The organism is Streptomyces sp. NPDC058464, assembly GCF_042721035.1.
Taxonomy (GTDB): domain Bacteria; phylum Actinomycetota; class Actinomycetes; order Streptomycetales; family Streptomycetaceae; genus Streptomyces.
Window position 1 is genome coordinate 40,229 of record NZ_JBHXMA010000026.1, and the last position, 13,740, is coordinate 53,968.

The window sequence follows — 13,740 nt, forward strand, 5'->3', positions numbered from 1 at the left end:
TAGCCCCCGCCACTGACAGTCACCCGGCCCGAGCGCCCACGTGCTTGTAGTAGAGGGTCGTCGGGCGCAGCACCCCGGCGGGGTCGAGGGCGTAGTCGGGGATGACCCCGGCGCGGGTCCAGCCGGCCGAGCGGTAGAGGTGCTCGGCGGGGCTGTCCGTCTCGGTGTCCAGGTGGAGAAGGGTGATCCCGGTGGCGACCGCGGCCTCCTCGGCGACGGCAAGCAGCCCGCGGCCGACGCCCCGGCCGCGGGCGTCGCGGTGGACCATCAGCTTCACCAGTTCGGCGCGGTGCGGGCTGTTGGGCTTGTCGGGGTGGGGGAAGGCCAGGCCGACCGTGCCGACGGCCCGGCCGGCGCCGTCCAGCGCGACCCAGACGGCGAGTTGCCCGGCGGCCACGGCGGCCGCCCGCCCCCGCCACCAGGCGGCGGCCTGCTCCCGCTCGAAGGGGGCGAGGAAGCCGACGGACGCCCCGCCGTTCACGGTGTCGGCAAGGAGCTCGGCCAACTCGCCCTCCCGTCGGAGCAGTTGTTCCGCGTCGAGGCGCAGTGCCCTCACGGCCGCACCACCGCCAGCACGTACCGCGTCTCCCCCGGTCCAGCGCACCGGAACCGCGTCGGCCCCCACACCCGCAGCCGCAGGCAGTCGCCGGCGTCCAGGAGGTGCTCGGTGCCCTCCGCCGTCACGGCGAGGCTGCCGTCGAGCACCCAGATGTGCTGCTCCAGGCCGGGCACCGGCGGGCGGTCGTAGGCGATGTCCGCCCCCACCGAGAGCCGGCCCTCGACGAGTTCGCCGCGCAGTCCGCCGTGCGGCGGCGACACGGAGCGCCGTACGAAACCGGAGGCGCGGTCCTCCCACACCTGCTGTTCGGCAGCGCGCAGCACGGGCGCGGGTTCCGCCTCGACCTCGCTGAGCAACTGGGACATGGTCCGGCCGTAGACATGGCAGAGGCGGTTGAGGAGGGCTGCCGTGGGGCTGGTCTCGGCCCGTTCGGCCCGGGACAGGGTGGACCTGCTCACTCCGCTGCGCTCCGCCAACTCGCCCAGGGACCAGCCGTGTTCGGCCCGCAGTTCGGCGAGACGGGCACCGAGGCGGACGTCGACGGGGTCGGGGGCCACCATCTGCTCCTGTTTCACATCCGGGACGATATCCCAGATGTGAAACGCCAGCGTTAAGAAGGGCTCACATCCGTGCCGCCTCGCCCAGGGCGGTCAGCACCGGGCGGATCAGCGGATGTTCCTCGGCTCCGCGTCGTACGGCCGCGAAGACGCGGCGGGTCGGGGCGACGCCGTCGACGGGGTGGACGACCACCCCGGTCAGGTCCATGCCGCGCAGCGCCGAGCGCGGGACGAGGGCCACGCCCGCGTCGGCCGCGGCCAGGGCCACCACGGCGCGGAAGTCGTCGGAGGAGTGTTCGAGGCGGGGCTGGAAGCCGGCGCTCTCGCAGGCCAGGACCACCACGTCGTGGCAGGGGTTGCCCGGGTACGGGCCGATCCAGGTGTCCTTGGCCAGTTCGGCGAGGGGCACCTCGGAGGCCTCGGCCAGCCGGTGGTGCAGCGGGACGACGGCGTCGAACGGCTCGGCGTACAGGGGTACGTGGGTGAGCCGGGGGTCGTCGGCGGGCGGGGCCCCTCGGTACTCGACGGCGACCGCGACGTCGACCTGCCGGTCCAGGACCATCGGGAGGCTGGCGTCGCCCTCGGCGTCCTGAACGCGGATGCGGATGCCGGGGGCGGTGCGGGCGAGCTGGGCCACGGCCGGGGCGACCACCTGCGCGATGCCGGTGGCGAAGGCGGCGACGGTGACCGTGCCGGCCTCGCCGGAGCCGTACGCGGCCAGCTCGGCCTCGGCCCGCTCCAGCTGGGCGAGGACCGCGTTGGTGTGGGCGAGCAGGATCTCGCCGGCCGGGGTCAGCCGCACACCCTTGGCGCTGCGCTCGACCAGGCGGTGGCCGGTCTCCTGCTCGAGGGCCGTCAGCTGCTGGGAGACGGCCGAGGGGGTCAGATAGAGCGCGGCGGCAGCCGCCGTCACCGTGCGGTGGTCGGCCACCGCACGGAGGATGTGGAGCCGCCGCGCCTCGATCATGGGATTGATTATCGCAATCTGTCGGCGCCGCTCGGGCCGTCGGCCCAACTCGGACGGGCGACCCGGCTCGGACCGCCTTCCCGGCTCGGACCGGCGGCCCGCCGTCCCGCCCGGCTCAGCCCGCCAGTTCCGCCCGGGCCGCGACGAATGCGTCCACCGCGCGGTTCACGTCGTCCGTCGAGTGGGCCGCGGAGAGCTGGACCCGGATCCGGGCCTGGCCCTGCGGGACCACCGGGTAGGAGAAGCCGATCACGTACACGCCGCGCTCCAGGAGCAGCTCGGCCATCCGGCCCGCCTCCGCCGCGTCGCCGATCATCACGGGGGCGATGGCGTGGTCGCCGGGGAGGATGTCGAAGCCCTCCTCGGTCATCCGGCGGCGGAACAGGGCGGTGTTCTCGGCGAGCCGGACCCGCAGGTCGTCCGCCGCCTCCAGCAGGTCGAGGACCTTGAGGGAGGACGCCGCGATCACCGGGGCGAGGGTGTTGGAGAAGAGGTAGGGGCGGGAGCGCTGGCGGAGCAGGGCGACGATCTCGGCGCGGGCCGCGACATAGCCGCCGGAGGCGCCGCCGAGGGCCTTGCCGAGGGTGCCGGTGATGATGTCGACGCGGTCCATGACGCCGTGCAGCTCGGGGGTGCCGCGGCCGGACGGGCCGACGAAGCCGACGGCATGCGAGTCGTCGACCATGACCATCGCGTCGTAGCGGTCGGCGAGGTCGCAGATCTCGCGGAGCGGCGCGAGATAGCCGTCCATGGAGAAGACACCGTCGGTGACGACCAGCCGGCGCCGGGCGCTCTGCGCCTCCTTCAGCTGCCGTTCCAGGTCGGCCAGGTCGCGGTTGGCGTAGCGCAGGCGGCGGGCCTTGGAGAGGCGGATGCCGTCGATGATGGAGGCGTGGTTGAGGGCGTCGGAGATCACCGCGTCCTCCTCGCCGAGCAGGGTCTCGAAGACACCGCCGTTGGCGTCGAAGCAGGAGGAGTAGAGGATCGTGTCCTCCTGGCCGAGGAACGCCGACAGGCGCGCCTCCAGCTCCTTGTGCACCTCCTGGGTGCCGCAGATGAAGCGGACCGAGGCCATGCCGTAGCCCCAGCGGTCCAGGGCCTCGTGGGCGGCGGCGATCACCTCGGGGTGGTCGGCGAGGCCGAGGTAGTTGTTGGCGCAGAAGTTGAGGACCTCGCCCGGGCGGCCGCCGGCGGTGACGGCGACGGTCGCGGACTGCGGGGTGCCGATGACCCGCTCGGGCTTGTGCAGACCGGCGGCGCGGATCTTGTCGAGGGTGGCGCGCAGGTCGTCGCGCACGGAGTCGAACATCATCAGTCCTTGGGTGTCGTCAGCGGGTCCGTCAGTAGGGCCGTCAGCGGGGGCCGTCACCGGGTCCGTCAGTGGGTCCAGTCGAGGATGACCTTGCCGCCGCGGCCGCTCGCCGCGTCGGCGAAGGCCGCCTCGAAGTCGCGGTAGCCGTAGCGGCCGGTGATCACGGGCGCGAGATCGAGTCCGCCTTCCAGCAGCACCGACATCGCGTACCAGGTCTCGAACATCTCACGGCCGTAGATGCCCTTGATGGTGATCATCGAGGTGACGATCCGGGCCCAGTCGACTGGGAACTCCTGGGCGGGCAGGCCGAGCACGGCGATCCGGCCGCCGTGCGTCATGTTGGCGATCATGTCGCGCATGGCCTCGGGCCGGCCGGACATCTCCAGGCCGATGTCGAAGCCCTCGCGCAGCCCCAGCTGCCGCTGTCCGTCGGCGATTTCCGCCTGCGACACGTTCAGGGCGAGGCTCACGCCGATCTTGCGGGCGAGTTCGAGGCGCTCCTCGCTGACGTCGGTGATCACGACGTGCCGGGCGCCCGCGTGCCGGGCCACGGCGGCGGCCATGAGCCCGATCGGCCCCGCGCCGGTGATCAGGACGTCCTCGCCCACCAGCGGGAAGGAGAGCGCGGTGTGCACGGCGTTGCCGAACGGGTCGAAGATCGCGGCCACGTCGAGGTCGACGGGGACCCGGTGCACCCAGACGTTGCCGGCGGGCAGCGCGACGTACTCGGCGAACGCGCCGTCCCGGCCCACGCCCAGGCCGACCGTGGCGCGGCACAGATGGCGCCGCCCGGCCTGGCAGTTGCGGCACTTGCCGCAGACGAGGTGGCCCTCGCCGCTGACCCGGTCGCCGACCTTGATGTCGGTGACGTCCCGGCCGGTCGCCGCGACCTCGCCGACGAACTCGTGGCCGACCACGAGCGGGGTGGTGATCGCCTGCTGCGCCCAGCCGTCCCAGGCCCGGATGTGCAGATCGGTGCCGCAGATGCCGGTCCGCAGGACCTTGATCAGTACGTCACCCGGTCCGACCGTGGGCTCCGGTACGTCCGTGAGCCACAGCCCGGGCTCCGCCTTCTCCTTGACCAGCGCCTTCAACGCTACGGCTCCTGTGCGTGAGATCCCGGCCGCGGGGTCGCCGAGGCGGCCCCGCGGCCGGGGAGGGGGGTGGAATCTCACAGCAATCTGCCCCACCCCGGCGCATCGGTCCATCGAGGATTTCTTAAGCGCCGCCACAGCTCCGCTTCACACCCTCGGAACACCCGCCAGGACACGGCTAGTCGAGGCGGGAGACCTGGTAGTGGGCGATACGCCAGTCTTCGCCCGTCCGGGTGACGAGGACGGAGAGCTTGACGTCCAGCGGGGGCCGGTCCGTGAACGAGAACTCGACGGCCAGGTACCCGAGGACGACGCCGTCGGCGGGCCGCCTGGTCTCCAGGACCCGGTACGCCGCCTTCATGCCGAGGGGCTGGGAGTCGTAGTACGCGGCGACACCCTGCCGTCCGACGCTGTAGGGGTGCAGCCCCTGGAAGACGGCGTCCTCGGTGAACTCGGCCGCGACGCGCTCGGGTCGGTGTGCGTCGACGGCCGCCTTCCACCGGTCGAGCACTGCGCTCAGGATGGCCGTCTCGTCGGTCGTGCTGGTCATGTCCGCTCCTTGCTCTCCTTGGTCGGTGACTCGCCCTGCCGTCAGTGTCCGGCGCTCATACCGCCGTCGACGTGCAGGATCTCGCCGGTGACGAACGGCGCGGTCTCCAGGAAGAGGACAGCGTCGACGATGTCGCTCACTTCGCCCATCCGGCCGACCGGGTGCAGGGCGGCGAGGAACTCGTGGGTCTCCGCCGGGTGCATCGGGGTCCTGATGGTGCCGGGCGACACCGCGTTGACGCGGATGCCACGGGTGGCGTACTCGGTCGCCAGGGACTTGGTCGCGGACTGCAGGCCGCCCTTGGTCAGCGAGGCCAGGACGGAGGGGACGCGGGCGTCCGGGCTGTCGACCAGGCTGGTGGTGACGCTGACGACGTGCCCGCCGCCCTGGGCGAGCAGGTGCGGGACCGCCCGCTGGGTGAGGTGGAAGAAGCCGGCGACGTTGATGCCGGTGACGGCGGCGTAGTCCTCTGCGGTGTAGTCGGTGAAGGGCTTGGCGACGAAGACGCCGGCGTTGTTGACCACGGTGTCGATCCGGCCGAACCGCTCGACGGCGGCCGCCACCACCCGCTCGGCGGTCGCCGGGTCGGCGATGTCGCCCTGGACGGTCAGGACGCCGGCGCCGTCGGCGGGGGCGATGGTGCGCGAGGTGGCGACGACCGCGTGGCCGAGCTTGCGGTAGCCCTCGACGAGGGCGGCGCCGATGCCCTGCGAAGCACCGGTGACGATGGCGACCTTCTGCTGCTGCGTGCTCATGATGACCTTCTCCGTGGTGGCTGACCGGTACTAGCCGACCGGTCGACTATTCGGAAGGTAGGTCGGGCCGGGACAGGGCGCCAGGATCGGTGTCCTCCCGGCTGGGAGGCGCGGCCTCCCAGTGCAGCTCAGCCGGGGAGTGCGTACGGGTCGCCGGTGGGCAGCCAGGCGTCCGGGGCGTGGATACCGAGGTCGCCGACGCCCTCGCTCAGGGCGTCGACGGCGGCCAGGACACCGGCGCGGTCCTCCCCCGCGCGCCAGACCAGGGACCAGGTCCAGTACACCTTCGGCGCGACTACCTCGCGGCGGACCAGGTCGGGCGGGAGCGGAGTGGTCTGGCCCTTGGGCGAGTTGAGGACGGGCCGGGTGCAGCGGCGGACGTGGTCGAAGTAGGCGGGGCCGGTGACGGCACCGTCGGAGATGCGCACCGCGCGGGCGCCGACGGCCCGCGTGAGCTCCTCGGCGTACTCGTTCCAGGAGGCCCAGGAGGTGATGTCGTCGTCGATGAGGACGTCGGTGTCCCGGGCCGGCAGGTCGCTCGTGTCGGTGCCCTTCGCGACGGCGTACAGCCGGTCCGCGCCGATCAGCCGGGCCCGCAGCCCGAGCCGTTCGAGGTCCTCGGTGCGCACCCAGCAGACGGCGAGGTCCAGACTGCCGTCGGCGACCCGGGCGGCCTGGGTGTGGGAGGGCGCGACCCAGGCGTCCACATGCACCCGGGCGACCGCGGCCGTCCGTGAACCCAGGTCCGGCGGAAGCCAGTTGACATATCCGAGCCGTACCGCCTGGGATCCCGAGAGCCGGCCCGCCCGGCGCCTGAGGTCGTCGGCCCGCGCCAGCAGGTCCCGCGTGTGCGGGAGCAGCTCGGCGCCCGCCGGGGTGAGGGAGACCGAGCGTCGGTCCCGGTCGAACAGCCGGACGCCCAGGTCCCGTTCGAGCGCCTTGATCTGCTGGGAGAGCGAGGGGCCCGCGATGAGCAGCCGCTCGGCGGCCCGGCCGAAGTTCAGTTCCTCGGCGACCGCGACGAAGTAGCGCAGCTGGCGCAGTTCCACGCGCGTCATGCTACGCGCGCTGGGAGGCCGCGCCTCTCAGCAGCGAGGCCGCCGGTCGTGGCACCGGTGCCGGCGGCGGCGCACGATGGAGTGACCGGCAACAGGGCGACACCGGAGGGAGCACATCGTGCGAGAGTTCCTGGTCGAGATCACCACCGACATCCCCGAGGGCACGGGCCAGGACGAGGTCGACCGGCGGCGGGCCGCGGAGGCCGTCCGCGCGCGGGAACTGGCCGCGACCGGTCATCTGGCCCGGCTGTGGCGCCCGGTGGGCGAGTTGCGCAGCATCGGTGTGTGGCGGGCCGCCGACGAGGAGGAACTCCACGAGAAAGTGCTCGGCACCCTGCCGCTGCGCCCGTGGATGACGCTCACCGTCACCCCGCTGGAGTCCCACCCCAACGACCCGGGCCGGGCCGACGGCACCCGATGACCGTCGCCTCCCCCTGGACCCATGTCACCAGGGCAGCCGCCGCACTCGCGGCGGGCATGGGCGTCGGACGTTTCGTCTACACCCCGATCCTGCCCCTGATGCACGCCCGGGCGGGCCTGTCCGCCACTGCCGGGGCCAACCTGGCCACCGCCAACTACGCCGGCTACCTCCTCGGTGCGCTCGCCGGCACCCTGGTCCCCGCGCTGGTCCGGTCCCGCGCCGTGCTGCGCGGGTCCCTGCTCCTGCTCACCGCCACGCTCGCCGCCATGCCCCTCGCCCACGGCACGGCGGTGTGGGCCGCGCTGCGGCTGCTGGCCGGAGCGGCGAGCGCCCTGGTGTTCGTGATCGCCGTGGCCTCGCTGCTGCACCATCTGCGGGAGCACCCGGCGCACCTGCCCGGCTGGGCCTTCGGCGGGGTGGGCGCCGGCATCGCGCTGTCCGGGCTGCTGGTCCTCGCGCTGCGGTCCGTCTCCGACTGGCGGGCGGCCTGGTGGGCGGCCGCCGCGCTCACCGCGGTGCTGGCCGCGGCCGCGTGGCGGCTGCGGCCCGAGGACGCGCCGGCCCCGACGGCGGCCGGGGACCGGCCCGCCGCCCGCGCCCACCGCTGGTTCGGCGCGCTGTTCCTCAGCTACTTCCTGGAGGGTGTCGGCTACATCGTCGCCGGTACCTTCCTGGTCGCGGCGATCGGCCAGGGCTCCCCCGGCTGGGTCGGCAGCGGCGCATGGGTGCTGGTGGGGCTGGCCGCCGTGCCGTCCTCGGCGCTGTGGGCCCGGCTCGGGCACCGCTGGTCCCGCCCCGGCCTGCTGCTCACCGCGCTCACGGTCCAGGCGGCCGGCATCGCGCTGCCGGCGCTGACCGGGAGTACGGCCGCCGCCCTCGGCTCGGCCGTGCTGTTCGGCGCCACGTTCCTGGGCGTGAGCACCCTTGCCCTGGCCACGGGGGTGCAGCTGCGCTTCCCGCGCTCCGTCGCCCTGCTGACCGCCGGGTACTCCGTCGGCCAGATCCTCGGCCCCCTGGTCGTCGCCCCGCTGCTGCGCCACGGCTACCACCAGGCACTGCTGCTGGCCGCCCTGGTGGTCCTCGCGGCCGCCGTCGCCGCCGCCGTGCTGCGGATCGGGTTCCCGCACCACATGGGCGGGGACCACACAGCGCCGGTACGACAGCGCCAACCGGCCCCGGCCGAGGCCACCGGTCCCTAGGCCACCCGTCCCTGGGCCACCCGTCCGTGGGCCGCAGGCCCTACGCGGCTGGCACGCCGAGCAGTGCCCGGCAGTTGTCCCACAGCGGGGTCAGCCGCCCGGTGCTGTTGTACAGCTTGGCGAGCATCACCTGGCCCTCCAGCTGGGCCACCACCGCCCGTGCCGCCTCGTGGGTGTCGGTCACGCCCACGTCGCCGCGCTCACGAGCCTCGGCGACGACCGACTCCACCATGTCGACCTGGGCGTCGAAAATCTCCTGGAGCCGTCCGCGGACCGCCTCGGTCTGGTTGCTCAGCTCCAGGGCGAGGTTCCCGAACAGACAGCCCGCCACGGTCCCGCAGCCCCGCTGGCCAGCGAGCTGGCCGGCCTCGGTCTCCTCGAACAGCCGCCGCAGCCGCCGCAGCGGCTCGGCGTCACCGGTCAGGGCCCGGGTCCAGTCGCGCTTCTGGGCGGCCCAGTGCTCGTCGACGACCGCGAGCGCGAGGGCCTCCTTGGACTCGAAGAAGTAGTAGAAACTGCCCTTCGGCACCCCGGCCGCCTTGCAGATCTCGGCCACGCCGAGCGCGGAGTAGCCACGTCCTTCGATCAGCGAGCGAGCGGCGTCGAGGATCTTCCGCCTGGCGTCACTGGTACGTCCCATACGACCAGGGTACGGAGGTACTAGACCGGTCGGCTAGCGAAGGGGATGTTCCCGTCGTCACAGCAGCGGCAGACCGTCGGCCTCGCGCCGCTCGATCCGGGCCACCAGCTCGGCCGCCGACGACTTGATCGTCTCCAGACCGGCCCGGCCCCAGGGCCGCGGCTCCACGTCGACCACGCACACCGTGCCGAGCACCGTCCCCGTACTGTCGATCAGCGGGGCGCCCAGGTAGGAACGGATGCCGAAGTCGTCGACGACCGGGTTGCCCGCGAACCGCGGGTAGTCGCAGACGTCCTCCAGGACCAGCGCCTTGCGCCGGACCACCACATGGGGGCAGAAACCATGGTCACGGGCCAGCTCACGGCCCAGTACCGGGGTGCTGCCGTCCGGCCGCACCACCGGCGGTGCCACGTCCGGCAGGTGCAGACCCGCGAAGAACTGGCGGTTCACGTCGATGAAGTTGACCATGGCGTACGGCGCCCGGGTGACCTCGGCGAGCCGGTCCGCGTAGGCGTCGAGGGCGGGGTCCGGGTGTGCGCCCAGACGCAGTTGGCCGAGGCGCCGGGTGCGCTCGGGTGCCTCCTTGTCCTCGGGCGTGAGCAGCAGCCGGCCGGCCGGGCGTGACGGGTCGTACCTCATGCGCGGGCTCCGTCGCAGTGGACGTGGGTCATATATGGGCTCCGTGAGGGGTGTTGGGGATTCACATGTGGGCGCCGTGGCTCGGCGCGGAGACCGGAGCGTGGGCGATCAGATGGCGGACGAGGGTGAGCAGGGTCTGGACCCCGGAACTGGAGATCCGGGCGTCGCAGCGGACCACCGGGATCTCCGGGTCGAGGTCGATGGCGGCGCGCACCTCGTCGGGGTCGTAGCGGTAGGAGCCGTCGAACTCGTTGATGGCGACGATGAAGCCGAGGCCGCGCTCCTCGAAGAAGTCGACGGCCGCGAAGCAGTCCTCCAGGCGGCGGGTGTCGGCGAGGATGACCGCGCCGAGTGCGCCCTCGGACAGCTCGTCCCACATGAACCAGAACCGCTCCTGTCCGGGCGTGCCGAACAGGTAGAGGACGTGTTCCGGGTCCAGGGTGATGCGGCCGAAGTCCATGGCCACGGTCGTCTCGACCTTGTTCTCGATCCCGTCGAGGCTGTCGGTCGCGGCACTGACCGTGGTGAGGAGTTCCTCCGTGGACAGCGGGGCGATCTCGCTGACCGCGCCCACGAAGGTGGTCTTGCCGACCCCGAACCCACCGGCCACCAGGATCTTCAGCGCGGTGGGAAAGGGATCAGAGCTGTCGTCGTAGTCCATCGAGCACTGCCTCCAGGAGGGACCGGTCAGTCGGGTTGTGGTGGAACACGGGGGGCTTGGCGGTCAGCGCCCCGCAGTCGACGAGGTCGGAGAGCAGCACCTTGGTGACCACGGCGGGCAGTTTGAGGTGCGCGGCGACCTCGGCGACCGAGACGGGGGCGCGGCACAGGTCGAGTGCCTGCCCGTGCTCGAGGCCGAGGTAGCCGAGGGGCGTGGACCCGGTCGCCATCACCTGCGACATGAGGTCGAGGGCGATGCTGGGCTCGGTGCGGCCGTTGCTGACCGTGAACGGGCGCACGAGGCGTCCGGCCGCGTCGTCGAGCCAGGGCCCGTCGCCGGCTGCCGCCACCCTCAAGGCCTCATCGCCGTGGATTCGACGGCGTGCTGCCGGGGCGCGGTGACGAGGTACGGGCGGACGCTCTTGACCAGCATCGCCATCTCGTAGCCGAGGACCGCGGCGTCGGCCTCCCGGCCCGCCAGCACGGCCAGGCAGGTGCCGGAGCCGGCCGTGGTGACGAACAGCAGCGTCGAGTCGAGTTCGACGACGACCTGGCGGACGTCCCCGCCGTCGCCGAACCGGACGCCCGCGCTGCGGCCGAGCGAGTACAGGCCGGAGGCGAGCGCCGCCATGTGGTCGGCGCTGTCCGGATCCAGGCCGTGGACGGACTTCACCAGCCCGTCGCAGGACAGGAGCACCGCGCTGGTCGTGTGCGGTACGCGCTGCACTAGGCCGCTCATCAGCCAGTCGAGGTCGGATACCTGGGCGGTCGGCGCATCGCTCGCCATGGTGGATCGACTCCTTGGGGTACGAAGGTCTGCGGGAGCGGTGGGGGTGGGGGTGGAGACGGTGCTGGTCATCCGGCCGGTGCGCTCCCGTCGGGCCGGGTGGTGAAGTCGGAGGTGTGCACCGGGCGCAGGGCCTGGGAGTACGACTGGGGTCGGGACGCGGACTGGGCGTCGGCGGGGTCCCGGTGGGTTCGGTTCATGTGTGTGGGGGACATGTGGTCCATGGCCGCCGGGTGACCTGTGGTCATGTGGTCCGAGGCCATGTGATCCGGGGTCATGTGGTCCGAGGCCGTGTGGTCGGAGGTCAGGTGGTCGGAGGTCACATGGCCTGAGACCAGGGGGTCGAGCGTGAGGGGGGCCGGCGTCATGCGGTCCCGGCCGGACTGGTCCGGAGCTGTGTGGTCGGAAGCCGTGTAGTGCGGGGCCAGGTACCCGGCCTCCATGTGCGTCACGTCCGCATGCGCCGCCCCCGTGTGCATAGCGTCCGTGTGGGCGGAGTCCATGTGCGTGGAGTCCATGTGCGTGGCATGGGACGTGTTGGCCGGCCGGTCGGCGGATCCGTCGCCGACGACCATGTCGGCGAAGCCCATACCGGTGAACCCGTCGTGGAGGGACGCGCCATGTGTCCCGCCCGCGGACTCGCCGGTGGGCGGCTCCCCCTGGGTGGCCTCCAGGTGCTGCTGCGCTTCGGCAAGGCCGATGCCGCGCTGGAAGGCGGCCATCAGGCCGGGGTCGTGTCCGGCCGGGACCTCGCTGTCCTGGCGGGGCGCCGGGCCGCCGCGCAGCTGGGGAACGATGTGCTCCTGGGCGCGGCGGCGCGGCAGTTGGGGTTTGCCCATGGTGCCGCGCACGGCGCCGACCCGCGGTACGGGCGGGCTGCCCGCGTGCTCGGCGACCGCGGACCGGTCCTCGGGCCGGATGCCGGGCAGCGCCTCGGCGGGGTTCGCGCGGGTCTCCTGGGCGCCGCGCACCGGCAGCGGCGCGGGACCGCCCCCGTGCTGCGCGCGCCGACGACGGCCACCGGCGCCGGTGGGGGCGCTCGCGGCGGGACCTTGCTGCTGCCCGGGCACTCGGCCGGCCGGCGGACCGCCCGCGGTGGCCCGGCTTCCGGCCCCCGCGTCCGAACCGGTGGCGCCGCCGGGCCGGACGCCCTCCAGCGCCCCGGTGCCGTCGGACGGCCGTGCTCCTGCGGCCCCGGGCGCACCTGGCGCCCCCGGCGCACCGCCCCCGGTCGCCGTGGAGCGCGGCTGCGGTACGGCGACGGGTGCCCCGGGTGCGCCCGGAGCTGTGCCCAACAGGCCCTGCGGGACGACGAGGACGGCTTGGACGCCGCCGTAGATGTTGGTCTGGAGGCGGACGTTGATGCCGTGCCGGCGGGCGAGCTGGGAGACGACGAAGAGTCCGATACGGCCGTCGGCCAGCAGGCTGGCGACGTTGACCTGGTCGGGGTCGGCGAGCAGGGCGTTCATCTTGGACTGCTCGCCGACCGGCATGCCGAGTCCGCGGTCCTCGACCTCGACCGCGAGGCCGGAGGTGACGAGGTTGGCGCGGAGCAGCACCTGGGTGTGCGGGGCGGAGAACACCGTGGCGTTCTCGACGAGTTCGGCGAGGAGGTGGATGACGTCGGCGACGGCGTGCCCGCGCAGTTCGCCGTCGATCGGCGGGACGAGTTTGACCCGGGAGTACTGCTCGACCTCGGCGATGGCGGAGCGCAGCACCTCGGTCATGGAGACGGGGTTGCTCCACTGCCGCCGGGACACGGCGCCGCCGAGCACGGCGAGGTTCTCGGCGTGCCGTCGGATGCGGGTGGCCAGGTGGTCGACGTGGAAGAGACCCTTGAGGAGGTCCGGGTCCTCGATCTCGTTCTCCAGTTCGTCGAGGATCGAGATTTCCCGGTGCACGAGGGACTGAAGGCGCCGCGCCAGGTTGACGAAGACCTCCAGCTTCTGTTCGCTGCCGGCCTGGCTGGAGAGCTGGGCCGCCTGCACGACGGCGGTGACGGCGCCGTCGTGCGCGCGGGACAGGTCGGCGGCGAGCAGCTCGAAGTCGTCCGCGTCGTCGGGCGGTCCGCCGCGCGGCTTGCGCGGGGGCGGGGTCTCACCGCGGCGCAGGGCGTCGACGAGGGCCAGCAGATCGGCCTCGCCGCGGGCGGCGTTGCGGCGCAGGACGGCGACGCGGTCGCTGACCGAGCGGGCGGCGCGACCCGCGGCCACGGCGGCGATCACGATGCCCGCGGCCGTCACCGAGACCGCTCCGGTGAGCACGGCGAGCAGGGTGAGGCTGGGCCGGGCGCCGGTGGAGCGGACGGTGAACAGGACGGCCGCGCAACCGCTGAGCGCCACCGCGACCGGTGGCAGCACCGCCAGACGCATGAGCTGAGGCCGTATGTGGGTCTCGGGCAGCGCGGGAACGGGTCGGGCGACCGGACGTCCGTGCCGGCCGCCCTCACGGCGGTCGGCGCGGGCGGCCGGTGCACGGAGGTGAGACATCTGCGTCCTCGTACTGGTCCGTCGGGCCTGGTTCCTCGCGCGGGTCGCGCGAG

General features: G+C 73.2%; 16 protein-coding genes. 2 read left to right on the forward strand and 14 right to left on the reverse strand.

Translation table 11 applies throughout. The features are described from left to right. Positions 1 to 19 precede the first annotated feature (19 nt). From ACFWPQ_RS30775 to ACFWPQ_RS30810, 8 genes are all read right to left on the reverse strand, one after another. The gene (locus tag ACFWPQ_RS30775) at positions 20 to 556 is read right to left on the reverse strand and encodes a GNAT family N-acetyltransferase (RefSeq protein WP_384041807.1); all 537 of its coding nucleotides are present in this window, start codon (positions 554 to 556) and stop codon (positions 20 to 22) included. Further along, on the reverse strand, positions 553 to 1,119 hold the full coding sequence (locus tag ACFWPQ_RS30780) for a helix-turn-helix domain-containing protein (RefSeq protein WP_384042096.1): 567 nt from the start codon (positions 1,117 to 1,119) through the stop codon (positions 553 to 555). Before ACFWPQ_RS30780 ends, ACFWPQ_RS30775 begins: the two co-directional genes overlap by 4 nt. A gap of 61 nt (positions 1,120 to 1,180) precedes the next feature. Then, positions 1,181 to 2,083, reverse strand: coding sequence for a LysR substrate-binding domain-containing protein (locus ACFWPQ_RS30785; protein ID WP_384041810.1), 903 nt, complete (start codon positions 2,081 to 2,083; stop codon positions 1,181 to 1,183). A gap of 115 nt (positions 2,084 to 2,198) precedes the next feature. Beyond that, a complete protein-coding gene (locus tag ACFWPQ_RS30790; RefSeq protein ID WP_384042099.1) occupies positions 2,199 to 3,392 on the reverse strand; it encodes a glycine C-acetyltransferase in 1,194 nt (397 codons plus the stop codon). 68 nt (positions 3,393 to 3,460) lie between these two features. Then, on the reverse strand, positions 3,461 to 4,489 hold the full coding sequence (gene tdh, locus ACFWPQ_RS30795) for an L-threonine 3-dehydrogenase (protein WP_384041813.1): 1,029 nt from the start codon (positions 4,487 to 4,489) through the stop codon (positions 3,461 to 3,463). Positions 4,490 to 4,667: 178 nt separating this feature from the next. Then, complete coding sequence (locus ACFWPQ_RS30800) at positions 4,668 to 5,039, reverse strand: YybH family protein (RefSeq protein WP_384041816.1); 372 nt, start codon at positions 5,037 to 5,039, stop codon at positions 4,668 to 4,670. A gap of 41 nt (positions 5,040 to 5,080) precedes the next feature. After that, positions 5,081 to 5,794, reverse strand: a complete 714-nt coding sequence (locus tag ACFWPQ_RS30805; RefSeq protein WP_384041819.1) for an SDR family NAD(P)-dependent oxidoreductase — start codon at positions 5,792 to 5,794, stop codon at positions 5,081 to 5,083. Positions 5,795 to 5,922: 128 nt separating this feature from the next. Beyond that, complete coding sequence (locus tag ACFWPQ_RS30810; protein ID WP_384041822.1) at positions 5,923 to 6,852, reverse strand: LysR family transcriptional regulator; 930 nt, start codon at positions 6,850 to 6,852, stop codon at positions 5,923 to 5,925. A gap of 118 nt (positions 6,853 to 6,970) precedes the next feature. Here ACFWPQ_RS30810 and ACFWPQ_RS30815 point away from each other — a divergent pair, with 118 nt between their 5' ends. Together ACFWPQ_RS30815 and ACFWPQ_RS30820 are read left to right on the forward strand one after the other, a co-directional pair. After that, on the forward strand, positions 6,971 to 7,273 hold the full coding sequence (locus ACFWPQ_RS30815) for a muconolactone Delta-isomerase family protein (RefSeq protein WP_384041824.1): 303 nt from the start codon (positions 6,971 to 6,973) through the stop codon (positions 7,271 to 7,273). Continuing rightward, a complete protein-coding gene (locus tag ACFWPQ_RS30820) occupies positions 7,270 to 8,472 on the forward strand; it encodes a YbfB/YjiJ family MFS transporter (protein WP_384041827.1) in 1,203 nt (400 codons plus the stop codon). The genes ACFWPQ_RS30815 and ACFWPQ_RS30820 overlap by 4 nt, the downstream gene beginning before the upstream one ends. A 40-nt stretch (positions 8,473 to 8,512) precedes the next feature. On the opposite strand, the gene ACFWPQ_RS30825 is transcribed toward ACFWPQ_RS30820, so the two are convergent. The 6 genes from ACFWPQ_RS30825 to ACFWPQ_RS30850 form a co-directional block, all read right to left on the reverse strand. Continuing rightward, on the reverse strand, positions 8,513 to 9,112 hold the full coding sequence (locus ACFWPQ_RS30825) for a TetR/AcrR family transcriptional regulator (protein WP_384041830.1): 600 nt from the start codon (positions 9,110 to 9,112) through the stop codon (positions 8,513 to 8,515). Between the two features lie 57 nt (positions 9,113 to 9,169). Further along, on the reverse strand, positions 9,170 to 9,751 hold the full coding sequence (locus ACFWPQ_RS30830; RefSeq protein WP_361290658.1) for a GAF domain-containing protein: 582 nt from the start codon (positions 9,749 to 9,751) through the stop codon (positions 9,170 to 9,172). 61 nt (positions 9,752 to 9,812) lie between these two features. Then, positions 9,813 to 10,412, reverse strand: a complete 600-nt coding sequence (locus ACFWPQ_RS30835; protein WP_361290655.1) for an ATP/GTP-binding protein — start codon at positions 10,410 to 10,412, stop codon at positions 9,813 to 9,815. Beyond that, positions 10,390 to 10,761 (reverse strand): DUF742 domain-containing protein, encoded by a 372-nt coding sequence (locus tag ACFWPQ_RS30840; protein ID WP_384041834.1) that lies wholly within the window; start codon positions 10,759 to 10,761, stop codon positions 10,390 to 10,392. The genes ACFWPQ_RS30835 and ACFWPQ_RS30840 overlap by 23 nt, the downstream gene beginning before the upstream one ends. A 2-nt stretch (positions 10,762 to 10,763) precedes the next feature. Continuing rightward, complete coding sequence (locus tag ACFWPQ_RS30845) at positions 10,764 to 11,198, reverse strand: roadblock/LC7 domain-containing protein (RefSeq protein ID WP_089107225.1); 435 nt, start codon at positions 11,196 to 11,198, stop codon at positions 10,764 to 10,766. A gap of 68 nt (positions 11,199 to 11,266) precedes the next feature. Beyond that, the gene (locus ACFWPQ_RS30850; RefSeq protein ID WP_384041837.1) at positions 11,267 to 13,687 is read right to left on the reverse strand and encodes an ATP-binding protein; all 2,421 of its coding nucleotides are present in this window, start codon (positions 13,685 to 13,687) and stop codon (positions 11,267 to 11,269) included. Positions 13,688 to 13,740: the final 53 nt, after the last annotated feature.

Bases quoted from the DNA above. Each gene is read 5' to 3' on its own strand.
- ACFWPQ_RS30835 (WP_361290655.1), bottom strand. From the start codon at position 10,412: ATGGACTACGACGACAGCTCTGATCCCTTTCCCACCGCGCTGAAGATC.
- ACFWPQ_RS30820 (WP_384041827.1), top strand. From the start codon at position 7,270: ATGACCGTCGCCTCCCCCTGGACCCATGTCACCAGGGCAGCCGCCGCA.
- ACFWPQ_RS30830 (WP_361290658.1), bottom strand. From the start codon at position 9,751: ATGAGGTACGACCCGTCACGCCCGGCCGGCCGGCTGCTGCTCACGCCC.
- ACFWPQ_RS30810 (WP_384041822.1), bottom strand. From the start codon at position 6,852: ATGACGCGCGTGGAACTGCGCCAGCTGCGCTACTTCGTCGCGGTCGCC.
- ACFWPQ_RS30850 (WP_384041837.1), bottom strand. From the start codon at position 13,687: ATGTCTCACCTCCGTGCACCGGCCGCCCGCGCCGACCGCCGTGAGGGC.
- ACFWPQ_RS30825 (WP_384041830.1), bottom strand. From the start codon at position 9,112: ATGGGACGTACCAGTGACGCCAGGCGGAAGATCCTCGACGCCGCTCGC.
- ACFWPQ_RS30805 (WP_384041819.1), bottom strand. From the start codon at position 5,794: ATGAGCACGCAGCAGCAGAAGGTCGCCATCGTCACCGGTGCTTCGCAG.
- ACFWPQ_RS30785 (WP_384041810.1), bottom strand. From the start codon at position 2,083: ATGATCGAGGCGCGGCGGCTCCACATCCTCCGTGCGGTGGCCGACCAC.
- ACFWPQ_RS30800 (WP_384041816.1), bottom strand. From the start codon at position 5,039: ATGACCAGCACGACCGACGAGACGGCCATCCTGAGCGCAGTGCTCGAC.
- ACFWPQ_RS30780 (WP_384042096.1), bottom strand. From the start codon at position 1,119: ATGGTGGCCCCCGACCCCGTCGACGTCCGCCTCGGTGCCCGTCTCGCC.
- ACFWPQ_RS30790 (WP_384042099.1), bottom strand. From the start codon at position 3,392: ATGTTCGACTCCGTGCGCGACGACCTGCGCGCCACCCTCGACAAGATC.
- ACFWPQ_RS30845 (WP_089107225.1), bottom strand. From the start codon at position 11,198: ATGGCGAGCGATGCGCCGACCGCCCAGGTATCCGACCTCGACTGGCTG.